Source organism: Mesobacillus sp. ABV4_180, from assembly GCF_056158485.1.
In genome coordinates, this window is sequence record NZ_JBSWTJ010000001.1 from 3,790,757 (window position 1) to 3,806,745 (window position 15,989).

The window sequence follows — 15,989 nt, forward strand, 5'->3', positions numbered from 1 at the left end:
AAGTTTATAATTATCCGATAATTGAAGATAAGAATAAAAACTAAGAAACCGAGAGGCATATTTATGAGGAGAAATAAAAATATATGGATTCTATTGACCGGTGAGTTCATTGCCGGGCTAGGCCTTTGGCTTGGGATCATTGGGAACCTGGAGTTTTTGCAGGAAAAGATTCCTTCAGACTTTTTAAAATCGCTGCTTCTTGCGGCTGGTTTGCTGGCTGGGATTGCAGTAGGACCGATGGCGGGCAGATTGACTGACCAATACAGCAAGAAAGCAGTTATGCTTATTTCCGGTTTCGTCCGTGCTGTTAGCGTTATTTTTATGCTGATCGCCATCCATACTGGATCCGTTTGGTGGATGCTTGTCTTCCTTGTGCTGCTGCAAATATCTGCAGCGTTCTACTTTCCGGCACTCCAGGCAGCGATTCCGCTTGTTGTCAACGACAAGGATTTATTGCAGCTCAATGGCGTTCATATGAATGTGTCCACGCTGTCCAGGATAATCGGCACGGCAGCAGCTGGAATTCTTCTGGTTTCCATACCACTAGATACCGTGTATATCCTGTCGATGGCTGCTTACTTCATTTTGTTTGGGCTGACGTTCTTTTTACAGATTGACGAGAACAAAAAAGCACCATCAGCCAGGAAAGGTGATCAGAAACAAGGTTTTAAGGACGTTTTCCCTGTTATCACCAAATTGCCGATTGTGATGATGACCTTGATTTTGACTTTGATTCCGCTTATTTTCCTGGGCGGCTTCAACCTTGTAGTCATCAATATCAGTGAGCTTCAGGACAGTTCTGCCATTAAAGGCTGGATTTACACTGCCGAAGGGGTCGCATTCATGAGCGGGGCATTTTTAATCAAAAGAATCAGTTATAAATTTTCACCTTATAAGATCTTGTTTGCAAGCTCAGCGCTGATTGGCTTCTCTCAATTTCTGCTCTATTTTGCAAATCTGGCTGAGCTGACGATTATCGCTTTCCTGTTATTTGGATTTTCAGTCGGCTGCTTCTTCCCAACAGCAGCAACGATTTTCCAAACAAGGGTCCCTAAGGAATTTCATGGCCGCTTCTTCTCTTTCCGGAACATGATGGACCGCGTCTTCTTCCAGGTAGTACTCCTGATGACCGGATTCCTGCTCGACGCAGTCGGTCTTCAGAATATGAGCGTCATGTTCGGAACTTTGTCAATCATCATGACAGCCCTCTTTTTCTTGAGGTCCCGAAATTTGCGGGCCCTCTTGGAAACGGAGCAAAACGCAAGCTGATTGCCAAATAAAAGCTGCCTGCTGGCAGCTTTTATTGTTAGATAAGCTTATGAGGACAATAGTTGATGTTCTATTAATTAAACGTTTGATTAACAGATTGGCTATGGTTCAGTAAAAATAATAGGAGAAAAGGAGCGGAAGTGCGTGGATCCAATCTTCATTTTTGTTGTCTTTATATTTTTTATCTCTTTAGGTTTCTACGCCATCAATATTCATTACCCTCGCCTAAAAAAACTAAAATACTACACGGCGGTGCTCTTCCTTATTTTCGGCTGTTCAGGCTGGTTCGCTATCATGCTCGGCTATGGCGGGCTGATGACCGCTGTGGTAAGTACAGGCATATTGATTTTTAGCGGTATTACCTTCTCAGTTGCAATCATTATGGATATATTTGATAAGAAAAAGAACAAGGCAGCATCTTAAGTCAGGTGCTGCTTTTACCGTTTTGGTCCATCCTCGCTTTTTCGGGCAATGCTGCGTTCTCCTTTTTATAAAAAAACTGAATCTTGTTTACTGGTAAACACGTATATAAGGAACAGACTTATTCTGAGGGGTGATGATGTGTCATTTTTAATCGGTGTTCAGATTTTGATTGTCCTGTTATTCCTTTTCTTTGGGTGGGCAATTGTTAAAAAAGACTGGTACTGGCTGATTTCAAATTTCAACAGAAAATCCAAGATTGAACAGCAGCAATTAATCGAGAATGGCTACCCGCAACGAGTTGGGAAGCTGATGCTATGGACTGCTGCGGGTATGGCGGCCTTGCTTCCATTGAGTTTTACAGATTTCGAATATGCCCTGGAAGTCCAATTTGGGTTCATGATTGTATTTATGCTGGGTGGTCTCATCTATCTTTCAAAATATGAGATTAAAAGAAAGAAAAGCTTGGCCATCAGTTCTGCAATCGCTTTAGGAACTGTAGGATTCATAGTTGGACTCACATATCTGGGATATCAGGATTTCGAACTGAAAGAACACAATGACTCCTTTGAAATAACCGGAATGTATGGAGAGGAGTGGAAATACTCCGAGATTCAAGAAGTACAGCTGCTGCAAGAAATGCCGGAAGTGACGTGGAAACAAAACGGGTTCGGTCTTGCCAAGATGGCTAAGGGACAATTTAAGGTAAAAGATTATGGAAGCAGCTTGCTTTTCATCCACAAAGGCTCCTCACCTTATTTATACATTGAGACAGACAGCAAAAAGATTTTTATCAACAGCAAGAATGCGGATGAAACGAAGGAATGGTTCGTCAATCTTGAAAAGCATACAAAGTAAACAGGGTGCCGGGGAAACCGGGCACCCCTTGTTTATGATTCGATTTTTTTGATAACTCTGGCTGGATTTCCCCCAACAATAACATTGTCAGGTACATCTTTTGTGACGACAGATCCAGATGCAACAACGACATTGTTTCCAATCTTAACCCCTGGATTGATGACGGCCCTTCCGCCTATCCAGCAATTATCACCAATTGTTACCGGCTTGCCGAATTCCGGACCGGCAATCCGCTCCATCGGATGGATTGGATGCCCTGCTGTGTAGATGTGGACGCCTGGTGCCATAAAGCAATTTTTGCCGATTCGCACTTCACCAACATCAAGGATCACACAGTCAAAATTGGCATAGAAGTTCTCACCAATGTGGATGTTGTAACCGTAATCGCACCGGAAGTTGGGTTCGATAAAATACTGCTCACCCGTTGATCCGAAAAGCTCTTTAATAAGACTTGAACGTTCCTCATAGGCCGTTTCTTCCGTTAAATTATACAGCCTTGTCAGTCTGCGTGCCTGCTCTCTTTCCTTTACCAATACAGGGTCGGCCGCGTTATATAGCTCACCAGCCAGCATTTTTTGTTTTTCTGACATCATCTTTTAGACCTCTCTTCAAATTTCTTCTCTTCGATTACTATTCTACAAGATTTCCTAACTGCAATGCTGAAAGCCTGCTCTTTTTCAGACCATAATTTGGAACGCTATGTCCTGAACATCTTGTTTGACTTCAACACTTACTAGGAGTAACCTTATTAGTGCTTACTAAAAGTAACTACATCCTTGGAGGAATAAATCATGAACTCATCTGAGACAAGCCTATCTACGGCCATCCGAGAGCGCCGTTCAGTCAGAAAATATATACATGATTTCAAGATTTCCCGTGAAGAAATCCTTGATATGTTAAAAGAAGCAACCCTGGCTCCTTCTTCAAGCAATTTGCAGCCATGGAAATTCGTCGTCATCCAGGACCAGGAAACGAAGAAAGAATTAAGAACAATCGCCAACAATCAGGAGCAGGCGGAAACCGCATCAGCTGTGATTGCAGTCCTTGCTGACAAGGAAATGTACAAAAATGCCGAAATGGTGTACCGCAGCTCATTTGAAGCAGGTTATATGGATGAAACTACTGCTAACATGATGATTGAGAACACAAACAAACTTTACCCATCGGCACCAGCTGAAGCAAGAGCTAACATTGCAGCTTACGACTCTGGTCTTGTATCCATGCAGCTTATGCTGATTGCGAAAGCCAGAGGCTATGACACTGTACCAATGGGCGGTTTCAACAAGCAGCAATTCATTGAAAAATTCAAGATCAATGACCGCTATATGCCAATCGTGCTGATTGCGCTCGGTAAAGCAGCTGTGCCTGCACACAATACAACTCGCCTTCCCGTTGAGGACCTTGTGGAATTCATTTAATATCGTAAAAAAAGAACTAATCCAAGATGTACCTTCACTGAAAGTTGGAGTGAATTCCAACTTTCAGTGACACATCAAGGCTAGTTCTTTTTTGTATTACTTTTCAGGAATTTCACAGCCATCGTCATCGCATACCATTCCGTTATCGTTATTCAAAACGGTGATTTCATCCTCGGCAATGATTTTTTTCAACGCCTGCACGATCACGTCTGTTGGCTGTGCACCCGAAATGGCATATTTTTTATTTATAAGGAAGAATGGGACACCGGTGATGCCGTACTGCTGGCCAGTGTGCTCATCAGCACGTACTTCATCCGCCATTTGATCGCTTGCGAGCATGTTTTCAGCTGCTTCTCGGTCCAGTCCTGCTTCAACGGCCAGTTCTGTCAATGTTCCGTGGTCACCGATATGCTTCGATTCGGTAAAATAGGCACGAAGGATGCGCTCTGTCATCTCAGCCATTAAACCATGCTTTTTTGCAAGCATTGTCAGACGATGGGCATCGAATGTGTTAGTTAAGATAAGCGAATCCATTTGATAATCCAGCCCGGCATCTTTTGCCATTTCAACCACGTTTTGCGTGCTGGCTTTTGCCTGGGCTATGCTCATTCTATATTTCTTCGCTAATGCTTCATATATGTTTTCTTTAATATCCCGTCCCATGTTCGGGTCCAGCTCAAAGCAGCGATAGGTTACTTCGATTGGGTGTTCGATCTGTTTAACAGCGTCATCCAGACGCCTTTTGCCAATATAGCAGAACGGTCAAGCGAAGTCCGTCCACATTTCAATATGCATATGTAATCCCTCCTGATGGATAATTCCCATATAGTATAGGTGTTAATTTTATAAATTACACGAAATAAGGCTTGGCTGCCCTATGACAATCAAAGGAGTTATTCTATTTCATATACCAGCCAGTCAGATTGTTTGCCGCCCATTTTATCGTACAGACCCTGAGCGATAACATTATCCTTGGCCGTTTCCCACGTCATATATGCAAAACCATGTTCCCTGATATGTGTTAAGCATTTTTCAAACAGCTGCTCACCTGCCTTATGACCTCTTGCCTCAGCAGTAACGAATAAATCATTGAGGATTGCCGCACGCTTCACTTGCAGCGTGCTGAAAGTGAAATACAAGGTAGCAAAGCCAACTAGTTCACCTTCTTTTTCAGCTACAAACTGTAAACCTGACTCAGGACGATCCAGCAGGTGGCGAATCAAATTGTCCAAATCTCTTTTATCAGGCTCGGGTCTTTTATAAAATTCAACGATGTATTGAACCATCAGGTCATGCAATAACGGAATATCCTTTTCTTCAGCAGAACGTATTGTGATTTCAGCCATGATCCAGTCCCCATTCATATATTTTTTTCAGTTCCTTATTATTTTTTACAACGAGCAGCTTTTGCTCGTAGGCTTTAAAAAATGGCCTGAATTTCCTCTTTGCTTCTTTCCTCAAAGTAGCGGTTCCACACGAACATCTTCCGGAACATCGCAAGAGTCGGCTTATAATTAGCCTTTTCAAATCCAAGTTTTTGAAAAATGAACCTTTTATAGATCCTGTATTTCCTCATCCTGAATGGAGGATCTAAAAAGATGATGATATCCGCCTTCGCAAAGCTTTCCGTCACCCATTCATAGTGGACACCTTCAATGATCCAGTTAGTGGCTTCAAGGATTGTTTGCAGACATTCATCCCTTTCTTGTGCACTCCGTCTAATATCTCCTGCAGCAAACCTCTTCCAAACCACATTATCCAGCTCATAATGTGGTAGGTCCAGACTTCGGGAAAGCTGTTTCGCCAGGGTCGTTTTCCCGCTTCCGACCGAACCGATGACATGGATTTTCTTAGGTCTCTTCATTTTTTCCATAAATACCATCACTTTGCCTTTAGGATTCATTTCAATTTCTCTTTTTGAAAGGTGAATTCCTCTTTTCTGACAACAAAAAAAGCTGCCTGGGCAGCTTTATGATAATTTATGCATTTTGCAGGTTCTGGATTTCCTTGAATGCCTGATGAAGGTTTGATTTCACCATAATTCCATCGAGGCTTAGTCCAAGTGTAACCATCGTATGCGCAACTTCTGGGCGGATGCCGGTCATGATGGTCTTCACCCCTACTAGTGATAGCGCGCTGATGACCTTGAACAACTGATCTGCAACCATTGTATCGACGATCATGACACCTGACACATCAAAAATCAGGTGCGTCAGCTTAAGCTTCACTGCCTGTTCCAGTGTTTCTTCCATCAATAGCTGGGCTCTTTCTGTATCAACGTTGCCAACAAGCGGAAGCACCCCTACTCCTGGCAATAACGGTACGACTGGTACAGACAGTTCGAGCAATGCCGTTTTGGCATTTTCAAGACTCTTTTGATGTGCTTCAACAAATGTCAGGCTAAAGCTGTAGATTGCATGGTCCATTAATGGGTCAATTACATTAAGCACATCAAATATAGTAGAGGCGGACATATCTTTTGATTCTTCTTTAATCGCATTCCAGATATGCGCTCGATAATAACTAGTGTCTTTCAATGCTTCATCCAGAGATGCGCCGAGCTTATAGATATATTCTCCAGTTTCTTTTCCCCAATTCCGGATGTTTTCGAATCCCTTTTCCTGATGATCATGCTCGATTAGAGCTTGCCCAAATAAAGAGATGAAGTTTGCGCGGACCTCCAGAATTTGCTGCTCGATTTTGTTAAGCTCATGCTTTTGGGCCTCTGTCAAAACAGCTGCGGAATAGCGATCTTCATGTACTGCTTTGGCAATCTCATGTTTCTTGTTGACTATGGCTTCCCCTAATACTTTTAATTCTTCGGTCATTAATATTCCTCCATACATGTTCAACGACAATTTCATTTATCTATATAGTTCACGAAACTTATTCCTAAATGCACTGTTATTAACCATAATAACGCAGGATCAGAAATCAGGACAAGTTTTTACTCCGCAAAATCGATGTGGTAACTTATGTACATGAGGAGAATGGGAGAGGGTTTGGCTGCTTCCATCAATATAATTTTCCGTTCAATTAATTGATGGAAGCAGGCCTTTCTTGTAAAAGAAAGCGATGATATTCATCGCATACTCAGGCATTCTTTTAGGGAAACGCTTATGTCTGTAAAATTTATGAAATGCCTTTTTCAGATCATCCCATTGAGAACATCTCTTTGTCTGTCTGAACCGAGCCACATCGATGAGGCGTACATTGCCGTCAGGTGTAATAATGATATTCCTCAGGTGGATATCGGATGGGTTCAAGCCTTTCTCTCTGGCTAGCTGAAGCGCATTATCAACTTCTTTTATATGATCAGGCGCAATTGGAATCCCTTTTACCAGACAGTTAAACAGTGTGGTTCCCTTAACATAGTCAATCGCCAGATAATTGCTCCCCGATGCATGCAATACAGGAAAGAAAGGATTGCCCTCAAGCTGCTTATAAATGGCTGCTTCTTCTGCAGCAACTGAGTCAAACTGAGGGAAAAAGACCTTTAATACGAGGTTCGATCCGATAATCCGAAATGCGAAGGCACTTCTTCCCTCTCCGATCAGCTGCAGATTGTTGTCATGATGAATCAGGGTCACTTTTGAGCCTTTGACAGAGTAAACGACACTCCTGGCTAATTGTTCAAATCTATTCATCGGACTCCACTCCTTTCTCGATCAGCTCAAAATAATTCTCCTACTATAAGTTGAAGGATCAACACATCAACTTTTTACTACCTTGATTATGTCTTCGTCCCAGCTTTCAATCCCCTTTTCAAATGTAAGCTTTGTTTTAAAATGATATGAAATATCCTTGTTCGATGGGGGTACATCGGGTGGCAGCTGAAAGGAAAAAGGTACCTGATCATCACCGTCTGACTGGATACGCGTTTTCATCTCAATGGCAGCAGTATCGAGCACCTTTTCTGCTTCAGTCTTCGAATTCACCATTACAAGAGAGCATTCAATCTGTTGAAGGTCCTGATCAACCGTCCCTCCCTTAATCATGAATTTCCCATTAACCGATTCACCTGGCATTAAAACATCCTTTTCTAAGATGAGATCAATCTGAGCCGAACCTACACCTAACAAAGACATATACTTTCTTAATAGCATCTTATTCCTCCATAGATCGTTAATGGTTACTTTTTAGGGTTTGCGTATTTCTCGTCCAACCGCTTCTCAATTTTCTCAAGCAATTGCTGGTCCGCTAGCAGTTCCTCTTTGTTCTTTTTTACCAATTGGTCAAACCTCATTTGTTTTTTCTTCATTTTAACCACACTCCATTACTAAATTTTATGTCGCTGACAAAGTAAAAGTTTACGAAAAGTATCAAATAAAAAAACCTTCACCTGCTCTGGTGAAGGTCTAAAAAACAATAAAGACCTTCACCAGGATTGGCAAAGGTCTTGCTAACAACTGTCGTTGCCAACAAAGCCGGGAGAAAACTCCGTAATGACGACTCTGTTGTAAAAGCTACTCCCCTTTAGGAGAACTATTTAAATGTATAGATTTATCATACATGAAGAATAGAATTCCGTCAATTCTCAGCCACTCTCTACTTCGCTTCCCCGCCGAACTTTCCTTCGTGATAATCCCGGTATGCCTGGCGGATCTCCTCCATTGAATTCATCACGAATGGTCCATAGGCCACCACTTCTTCTTTGATTGGCTTTCCGGAGTATACTAATACTTTTGAGCGCTTGTTTGCTTTTACAAATAGTTCACTGGAGCCCTCACCAGCTTCATTATAGGTCAATGAAGCTGCAGATGATTTCTTCAGGGTTGTTTGGCTCGTGCCGGCTTCGATCTCACCTGATAGTACATATAGGAACGCATTATGTTCTTCAGGAAGTTCGTATGAAAACTCGGCACCCTCTGATAGCCTGATTTCTGACAATGTAAAAGGCACTAATGGTTCCAGCGGCCCTTTTACTCCCGCTGTTTCCCCTGAATACACCTTTAGGGTGCCGCCTTTAAACTGGACTGCCGGTGTTGCTTCAGAAAACACATTCTGATAAGAAGTCTTGGTGCCTTTCAGTTCTCCAGGCAGATTAAGCCACAGCTGAAGTGTATGGGCAATGTCGTGACCCACTGCTTCCTCGGCATGCCTTGCTCCACTTCCCGCGTTCATGTACTGGATGTCCCCAGCCTCGAGGATGCTGTGGCCGCCATGATTGTCGATGTGTTCAAGACTTCCGTCAATAACATATGTGATCGTCTGGAAGCCACGGTGCGGATGATCGGAAAACGTGCCGCGCTTGAACCAGTCCTCTGCCATTAGTATAAAGGGATCCAATTCCCTCCAGTTTTGCGGATTCAATATCATGCCTGCCTGGACATGAGGCATGTCCCTCTCTTCATATTGAACAGTCCAATGACTTTTTATATCCCGTTGAAACATCCTTTAACCCCTCCTGAGATTTACTTATCCAGCAACATTTTACTTAGCCGTTAATGATTACTTTTAGTAAGTATAACTCTCTGTTGCACAATCATACAAAAAGAAAGCGTAACCTAGCAGCTTTCCGAAGAATTGCTAAGGTTACGCTTTTGGTCCCTATATCAAATTTCACTAAGTCGTTCAATTGTTTTAGCAAGGAGGGCTGTCCGTTTCGGAAAGGATTTCAGATCGACATACTCATCTGTTTCACTGTGTGAAAATTCCCCTAGCGGCCCCATCCCATCCACGGTAGGAACCCCTTCAATTGAAGTATAGGCTGCATCCGATCCGCCGCCGGTACTTACTTCTTGAATCGACATCCCGATTTCTTCACCAACAGCCCGGATGACCTCCAACAGTTTTTCCGTACCTTCTACCTTTTCCATAGGCGGTCTTCCAATCCGTCCACTAAGTTCTGTTGTGGTGCCTGTGACTTCTTCATCGTTCGCTATTCCTGTTATTTTGCTAGTTATCTCATTCGCCTGGTCCATGTTTTTTACTCGGACATCAACCTGTGCCTGGGCATCCGGGGCGATCGTGTTTGAAGAAATGCCACCCTTAATAAGTCCAACATTAACCGATAAGCCCTTTTCCAGGTCATTTAGATTTTGCAGTTTGATGACTTTATGGGCAAGTTCCTCGATTGCACTCTTCCCTCTTTCAGGTTCTACCCCGGCATGGGCGCTCTTTCCTTTTACATCAAAAATAAAGCGGCCAATTCCCTTTCTTTCGGTAACGATTGCATCTCCAGGTCGCCCTGATTCAACGACGAGCGAAAAAGCCTTTCCTTCAGCCGCTTCCTTAATGATCGCTTTCGATGTTCGAGAACCTACTTCTTCATCACTGTTAAAAATAAGATGAACATTCTTGTAAGCGTCCGATCCATTATCCATCAAGGCCTTTATCGCATAAAGCACAGACACATGGCTGGCTTTCTCATCACTGACACCAGGTCCGTAGGCTTTATCTCCGATTATCTTATATGGCCGTTTTTCTGCTTCCCCTACCGGAAAGACTGTATCCATATGGGCAATTATGATAATTTCCGGCTCACTGTCTTCCTTGTGCTTTATCTCTAGGTGGTCTCCAAATTCCGTTTCTCGGTGCACCTTTACATACATTCCGAGTTCTTCGAATTTCTCTCTGATGATCTGTCCAACCTTGTCCACACCTTCTTTATGATAGGAGCCGCTGTCGATATTTACGAGTTCCTCCAATAAGCTGTTCATTTCGGGCATCTTTTGTTCAAGATAGCTTTCTATTTTATCCATAAAATAGCCCTCCTCTCCTTTTTTCATTTCCTCAACTTAGGGTCACCTAAACGTGAATGTTTTTTACAGTCCAATAGCTGCTCCTGGCCGGCTTGAGTCTGCTGCTCCATACAATTTGCCATGCTGCTGGTCAATGAGGATCGCCTGGACATTCCCTATCGGTTTTGCCCGGTCAAGAAATTCGAAACCCATTCCCTCAAGTTTCGTTTTTGCCTTTTGGTCCATCCCTTCCTCCCACCAGATGAAAGGACCAGTACTGTTGTAAATCCGAGGTTCTTCAATGGCGTCCTTTACGTCCATATGGTAATCGATAATATTGATTAAAGTCTGCGCAACCGATGCAATGATTGTCGGACCCCCCGGGGAACCAAGTGTCATGAAAGGCTTGCCATCCTTAAAAACGATCGTCGGTGTTTTTGTGCTGACCGGAAACTTATTCGCTTCGATGCTGTTGATGTGTCCTGGTTCCGGGTAAAAATCCGTCAAGTCATTATTCAGAAGGAAACCATAGCCCGGGACCATGATTCCCGACCCCATTACATGCTCGATCGAGGAAGTACACGCTGCTACATTCCCCCACTTGTCCACTGCTGTAAAATGCGTTGTCTCTCCCCCCGTCTTGAATGCTTTTACCTCACCTTTCTCTTTGTTCTCCCCTTGATATCCCCATGGATTGCCGCAGTCAATTTCTGCATTTCTGGCATTCCAATTGATCATCTTTTGCCTTTCCCTTATATACTCAGGATGAAGAAGACCCTTCTCAGGAATTTCTCCAAATGCAGGGTCCGTCATGTAGGCGAGCTTATCGGAAAATGCCAGTCTCATCGTTTCGGCAAGCAGGTAATATTTTTCCCAAGAAGAAATGTTGTATTGTTCCAGTTTGAAGCTTTCGAGAATCTTAAGAATCTGAATCAATGTTATTCCGCCTGCACTTGGAGAGCCCGGTGCTGCCAAATCATAACCCTTAAAGGATCCCCTTACAGGATTTTCGATTTTGACTTCATAATTGCGAAGATCCTCCTTTGACATGATTCCGCCCATATTTTGCAGAGTTTCAATGATAGCATCGCCAATTTCTCCATCATAAATGGCTTCAACGCCTTCCTTCTGAATGATTCGAAGCGTTTTAGCAAGGTTTTCATTTTTAACCCATTCACCTTCTACTCTGGGGATGCCTTCAGGGATAAAAAAGGCTTTTGCTTCTTCACCCATCCGGATCTTAAGGATCTCTATCGCCTGGTCCCACTGCCAATTAACTCGGAATCCTTTTTCTGCTAATTGGACTGCAGGTTCGATCAGCCTGTCCAATGGCATTGTCCCGAACTCCTTCAATGCCGTATCCATCGCCTTCATAATTCCCGGGATGGCTACAGCTGTTGGATGGGTCGATCTTTCGAAATAAGGGATAACAGTTCCATCCTTCTTTAAGAAGAGATCTTTCGTCACTGCATTAGGAGCCTGCGAGTGTCCTTGTATGATTTTCGTTTCTTTTCTTTGATTGTCATAATAGATAATGAAGCCGCTGGCACCTATGCCTGTATTGAAAATTTCGACCACACTTAAAGCAAATTGGACAGCCACAAGCGCATCCATAGCGTTCCCGCCATGCCTTAACACTTCTGCGCCAACCTCGGTTGCTTCGCGGACCGCACTTGCGACCATACCTTGTTCGCCGTAGCCCCTTTGATTTTCTTCATCGTTTTTTGTATTTCTTTGATTTTGAAAAATCCCTGCCATATTTTCAGCTCCTTCATCATGCTTATTTAGGAAAAACTTTTTCAGTATTCTATATATGAATATTGTCTTCAGTTCTTTAAGAATTAACATTAAACCGCCAGTTTTTTCAGGAACTTTTCTAAGTCTATTATTGAGCGGTCTTCTAATTTACCCCGGTCAGACTTAACAAAACAAATAGCTTATTAAGTAAAAAACTTTTACTCTTGGAAGTTTGTTTTAAAAGATTCGTGGGTAGATATTCTTTAAGCTACAAAATTAACCTATCAAGGGAGCTGACAATTATGGCTGATTGGAAAAAGAAATTACTTGCCGGCGGAATGGCATTCAGTATGATATTTGGCGGATTAACAGCATGTGGAGATGGCGTAGACCAGGATAACGGCCCTAGTGATGGGGAAGAGCAAGATGAACTAGATGAAGAAAATGAAGATTAATACATGAAAAGCGGAGGCGACTGCCCAACTCCGACAAGCGCTGGAGGGCCTGACAGTGAAGTCGTTCTTTGACTTCAGTGGCAGGACCGAAGCGTCTCGAGGAGTTAGGAGCGGCAGCTAGACAATTCTCTAAGAAAAAATTTCATTCTATATATGAAAAGCGCAAGGAGCTAAAATTCTTATTTTAGCTCCTTCTTTTTGTGTATTTACGTATTTGAAGATAAAAGTACACTATTATTGTGAATGAATTATAATATACTCAACAGCAAGAATTCTCCATCGAGTTGAAAACCAAGATAACGGAGAGATTCGGATGAAAGATGAAATAACTTTCCTAAGCGGAAAGGAACGATTGCAAGGAACACTTTATCTGCCTGATACTCCAGGTCCCCACCCTGCGATGGCTTTTTTAGTCGGATCTGGTGCAGAGTCAGAAAGGTACGGGGATGCCTGGGGATTCAAAATGTGGGTTAGATTGGCTGAGCACTGTATTGAAAAAGGTTTCGCTGTCCTGCTTTTTGATAAGCCGGGAATCGGAGGTTCATCCGGCAACTGGGAGAACCAGGACTTTCATGACAGAGCGAAGGATGCACTTGCCGCTGTTCACTATCTGCAAAATAGGAACGAGATAGATTCGGAACGCATTGGTTTGATCGGACACAGCCAGGGCGGCTGGATTGCCCAGCTTGCGGCTGCAAATCAAAGTGAGGTAAAGTTCATCATTACCCTGGCAGGACCCTATATATCCGTGTATGACCAAATCATGACAGATATTGACCTGAATCACCGCGTTGAAAACGAACCCTTCCTTAAAAGGCAGCTGGCATTATTGAAGATTAAAACACTTCTTAATCTCGCAAAACTTTTTTCCCAGTTCGGATACAAGCATTATATCAATCTCATCGTTGATTACAATCCAGTGCCAATACTTCCTAAAATCAAATGCCCTGTGCTGGCGTTGTTCGGGGAAAAGGATGTCCTCTGCCCTCCGGAATCCAGTATCCAGAATATCAATACCTATATGAACTCTGCTAATGTCAGCTATAAAGTGATTCCAGATGCCAATCACCTGTTTTGGAATTGCAGAACCGGCAGCACCAGGGAATTCAGCCAGCTTGAAAAGAAATTCGTTCCTGAATTTTTGCCAGCCATCACAAATTGGCTTAAACACATAAAAATAGGAGGACTCGATTGAGTCCTCCTATTTTTTCCTCCCGATATAAAGCAAGTGGGAGGACACACCTAGAAGATAAGGGTCAGCAGCTTTCTCCTTAATTAAATTCACGATTGCCTCTACCTCTTTATCCCCTTTATTTTTCCAATAATCCCAATGTCCATCATTCAAAAATGTGCCGACATTTGAACCAATTAATTCGATTGCTTCAAAGCCATGAGCAGCCATTAATGGGGAGATGTCCTCAATATTAATATAGTAAGCACCTGTGAATCTGCCTTCATCTGAATGGTTGAAACATCCTGTCTTTGAAAATTGTAAAATAGATTCCATATTATCATTAGGCTTCCAATTTCCAGGCGCCATCAGCGATGCAAATATATGCTTGACCCTTGGCATGAAGGCGACAAACACCACACCCTCTTTCTTGGTCACCCTGTATAATTCCTTTAGAGCTTTTGCACGATCTTTCTCTTCCTGTAAGTGATACATAGGTCCAAGCATTAATGATGCATCAAAATGACCATCAGGGAACATATTTAAATCTCTTGCATCAGCCGCATGAAATCCTTTAAATTGACCTATTACATCAAGTTCATTCGCTTTTATTCTTGCCACTTCAACCAGCTTGGGAGTCAGATCTGTAAGAGTCACTTCGTACCCTTCTCTGGCAAGTTCCATTGAGTACTTTCCTGGCCCTGCCCCATTATCAAGTACATGGCCTGTATCAGGCAGGTATTTTTTTATATAATGCCAGTTTACCTGGAATTCGATTGGCTCTCTGTCCAGCCGGCCCCATTCATCGAACCGATTATAATATTCAATCACGTTTTGCACATGCTCACCTACATTTCTATGTAATTTTACAATTTATTCTATATTAAGTTGCTTAATTCCTTTTTCTGATTTCTTTCATCATCTTAAAATTTACAAATTCGCAACTTTCGACTATCTTAATCTGCTTCTCTGTCACCTGATACCCCTTCGACTCGAAAAACGGCCTTGCTGTAATGCTGGCTTCGGTTGTCAGGTCCTCTTTCGCGATACTTTCCAATGCTTTTAGAATTACAGTTGCAACCCCCAGTCTCTGAAAATCCTTATGAACATAAAGAAGATCAATCTCTCCGGAATCAGTAATATTGCCGAAACCGACAATTGTACCGTTTAGTTCAGCAACATAAGCATCACTTTTATGAAGACGCTCTCCCAATATTTCTATATTGGTAAAACTATTTGCCCACACCATGCACTGTTCCTTGGTATAATCTTTCATGTTCACAGAAAGTATGGTTTCTTTAAATAACTTAAATATTTCAAGCAAATCGTCACCTTGGTACCGCCTTACTTCCATATATAATCTCCTCACTATTATTCTCAAATATTGTTATTGTGATAAGGTCTTTTATCCTATATAATATGAAATTGGCTTTTCAAATTAAACGTGGTTCGTAACCATCCCACGATAAAAAACTAGGAGAGATGAAAGATGAATACTAGAACGATTGTCCGGAATGGGATTCTGGCTGCTCTATATATAGCTGTTTCTGCAGTCATCCAGCCATTTGGCTTCACCAATGTACAATTCCGTGTATCAGAAATGTTCAACCATCTGATTGTTTTCAATAAGAAATATTTCTTTGGAATTGTTTTGGGTGTGTTTTTGACAAACCTGCTCTTTTCGCCAATGGTCGCATATGATCTTGTCTTTGGAGTTGGCCAGTCAGTGATTTCATTGCTAATCACGATTTTTACAGCGAAATATATTAAGAATATCGTTGGACGCATGATTGTGAATACACTAGTCTTCACGTTCACGATGTTCCTGATTGCAATTGAACTGAACCTCGCATTCCAATTGCCATTCTGGTTTACATGGCTGACAACAGCTGCTGGAGAATTAACGGTTATGGCAGTAGGCATTCCAGTCATGCTTGCGATCCACAAGCGCCTAAACCTCGAAAAATTAGTTTAAGTA

General features: G+C 42.5%; 20 protein-coding genes and 1 riboswitch. Of the genes, 7 read left to right on the top strand and 13 right to left on the bottom strand.

All coding sequences use genetic code 11. From position 1 onward, the window contains the following. Positions 1–63: 63 nt before the first annotated feature. The 3 genes from ACXAEA_RS19355 to ACXAEA_RS19365 all read left to right on the top strand — a co-directional run bounded on the left by ACXAEA_RS19355 (position 64) and on the right by ACXAEA_RS19365 (position 2,547). Positions 64–1,269, top strand: a complete 1,206-nt coding sequence (locus ACXAEA_RS19355; protein WP_475097474.1) for an MFS transporter — start codon at positions 64–66, stop codon at positions 1,267–1,269. A 144-nt stretch (positions 1,270–1,413) separates the two neighbouring features. Then, complete coding sequence (locus tag ACXAEA_RS19360) at positions 1,414–1,692, top strand: hypothetical protein (protein ID WP_475097475.1); 279 nt, start codon at positions 1,414–1,416, stop codon at positions 1,690–1,692. Between the two features lie 138 nt (positions 1,693–1,830). Continuing rightward, positions 1,831–2,547 carry a DUF3784 domain-containing protein gene (locus tag ACXAEA_RS19365; RefSeq protein ID WP_475097476.1) on the top strand — a complete coding sequence of 239 codons (717 nt, stop codon included), beginning with the start codon at positions 1,831–1,833 and terminating at the stop codon, positions 2,545–2,547. A 32-nt stretch (positions 2,548–2,579) separates the two neighbouring features. Here the strand turns inward: ACXAEA_RS19365 and ACXAEA_RS19370 are convergent, their stop codons facing one another. Then, on the bottom strand, positions 2,580–3,140 hold the full coding sequence (locus tag ACXAEA_RS19370) for a sugar O-acetyltransferase (RefSeq protein ID WP_475097477.1): 561 nt from the start codon (positions 3,138–3,140) through the stop codon (positions 2,580–2,582). Positions 3,141–3,338: 198 nt separating this feature from the next. On the opposite strand from ACXAEA_RS19370, the gene ACXAEA_RS19375 reads away from it, so the two are divergent. Beyond that, entirely contained in the window at positions 3,339–3,965 is a 627-nt protein-coding gene (locus ACXAEA_RS19375; RefSeq protein ID WP_475097478.1) for a nitroreductase family protein, read from the top strand. A 96-nt stretch (positions 3,966–4,061) separates the two neighbouring features. Here ACXAEA_RS19375 and ACXAEA_RS19380 read toward each other — a convergent pair whose 3' ends face one another. The 10 genes from ACXAEA_RS19380 to ggt all read right to left on the bottom strand — a co-directional run bounded on the left by ACXAEA_RS19380 (position 4,062) and on the right by ggt (position 12,406). Continuing rightward, positions 4,062–4,715, bottom strand: coding sequence for a DsbA family oxidoreductase (locus tag ACXAEA_RS19380; protein WP_475098174.1), 654 nt, complete (start codon positions 4,713–4,715; stop codon positions 4,062–4,064). 143 nt (positions 4,716–4,858) lie between these two features. Beyond that, entirely contained in the window at positions 4,859–5,311 is a 453-nt protein-coding gene (locus ACXAEA_RS19385; RefSeq protein WP_475097479.1) for an N-acetyltransferase family protein, read from the bottom strand. Positions 5,312–5,385: 74 nt separating this feature from the next. Beyond that, positions 5,386–5,868 carry an AAA family ATPase gene (locus ACXAEA_RS19390; protein WP_475097480.1) on the bottom strand — a complete coding sequence of 161 codons (483 nt, stop codon included), beginning with the start codon at positions 5,866–5,868 and terminating at the stop codon, positions 5,386–5,388. A 76-nt stretch (positions 5,869–5,944) separates the two neighbouring features. Beyond that, the gene (locus ACXAEA_RS19395; protein ID WP_475097481.1) at positions 5,945–6,793 is read right to left on the bottom strand and encodes an STAS domain-containing protein; all 849 of its coding nucleotides are present in this window, start codon (positions 6,791–6,793) and stop codon (positions 5,945–5,947) included. 204 nt (positions 6,794–6,997) lie between these two features. Continuing rightward, the gene (locus tag ACXAEA_RS19400; protein WP_475097482.1) at positions 6,998–7,612 is read right to left on the bottom strand and encodes a protein kinase family protein; all 615 of its coding nucleotides are present in this window, start codon (positions 7,610–7,612) and stop codon (positions 6,998–7,000) included. Between the two features lie 66 nt (positions 7,613–7,678). Further along, positions 7,679–8,071 carry a sporulation protein gene (locus ACXAEA_RS19405; protein ID WP_475097483.1) on the bottom strand — a complete coding sequence of 131 codons (393 nt, stop codon included), beginning with the start codon at positions 8,069–8,071 and terminating at the stop codon, positions 7,679–7,681. A gap of 26 nt (positions 8,072–8,097) precedes the next feature. Further along, positions 8,098–8,226 (bottom strand): FbpB family small basic protein, encoded by a 129-nt coding sequence (locus ACXAEA_RS19410; protein ID WP_475097484.1) that lies wholly within the window; start codon positions 8,224–8,226, stop codon positions 8,098–8,100. Between the two features lie 287 nt (positions 8,227–8,513). After that, on the bottom strand, positions 8,514–9,359 hold the full coding sequence (locus ACXAEA_RS19415) for a pirin family protein (RefSeq protein ID WP_475097485.1): 846 nt from the start codon (positions 9,357–9,359) through the stop codon (positions 8,514–8,516). 161 nt (positions 9,360–9,520) lie between these two features. Beyond that, complete coding sequence (locus tag ACXAEA_RS19420; protein ID WP_475097486.1) at positions 9,521–10,669, bottom strand: M20 family metallopeptidase; 1,149 nt, start codon at positions 10,667–10,669, stop codon at positions 9,521–9,523. A 63-nt stretch (positions 10,670–10,732) separates the two neighbouring features. Continuing rightward, entirely contained in the window at positions 10,733–12,406 is a 1,674-nt protein-coding gene (gene ggt, locus ACXAEA_RS19425; RefSeq protein ID WP_475097487.1) for a gamma-glutamyltransferase, read from the bottom strand. Between the two features lie 281 nt (positions 12,407–12,687). Here ggt and ACXAEA_RS19430 point away from each other — a divergent pair, with 281 nt between their 5' ends. Both ACXAEA_RS19430 and ACXAEA_RS19435 read left to right on the top strand, forming a co-directional pair. Beyond that, positions 12,688–12,840, top strand: coding sequence for a hypothetical protein (locus ACXAEA_RS19430; protein WP_475097488.1), 153 nt, complete (start codon positions 12,688–12,690; stop codon positions 12,838–12,840). A 313-nt stretch (positions 12,841–13,153) separates the two neighbouring features. Beyond that, positions 13,154–14,035, top strand: coding sequence for an alpha/beta hydrolase family protein (locus tag ACXAEA_RS19435; protein ID WP_475097489.1), 882 nt, complete (start codon positions 13,154–13,156; stop codon positions 14,033–14,035). A 6-nt stretch (positions 14,036–14,041) separates the two neighbouring features. Here the strand turns inward: ACXAEA_RS19435 and ACXAEA_RS19440 are convergent, their stop codons facing one another. Together ACXAEA_RS19440 and ACXAEA_RS19445 are read right to left on the bottom strand one after the other, a co-directional pair. After that, positions 14,042–14,851: a class I SAM-dependent methyltransferase gene (locus ACXAEA_RS19440; protein ID WP_475097490.1), complete on the bottom strand. Its 810-nt coding sequence runs from the start codon at positions 14,849–14,851 to the stop codon at positions 14,042–14,044. 52 nt (positions 14,852–14,903) lie between these two features. Beyond that, complete coding sequence (locus tag ACXAEA_RS19445; RefSeq protein WP_475097491.1) at positions 14,904–15,365, bottom strand: GNAT family N-acetyltransferase; 462 nt, start codon at positions 15,363–15,365, stop codon at positions 14,904–14,906. Between the two features lie 84 nt (positions 15,366–15,449). Beyond that, positions 15,450–15,494: riboswitch (PreQ1 riboswitch) on the top strand. Positions 15,495–15,500: 6 nt separating this feature from the next. Here ACXAEA_RS19445 and ACXAEA_RS19450 point away from each other — a divergent pair. Continuing rightward, a complete protein-coding gene (locus tag ACXAEA_RS19450) occupies positions 15,501–15,986 on the top strand; it encodes a QueT transporter family protein (RefSeq protein ID WP_475097492.1) in 486 nt (161 codons plus the stop codon). Positions 15,987–15,989 lie beyond the last annotated feature (3 nt).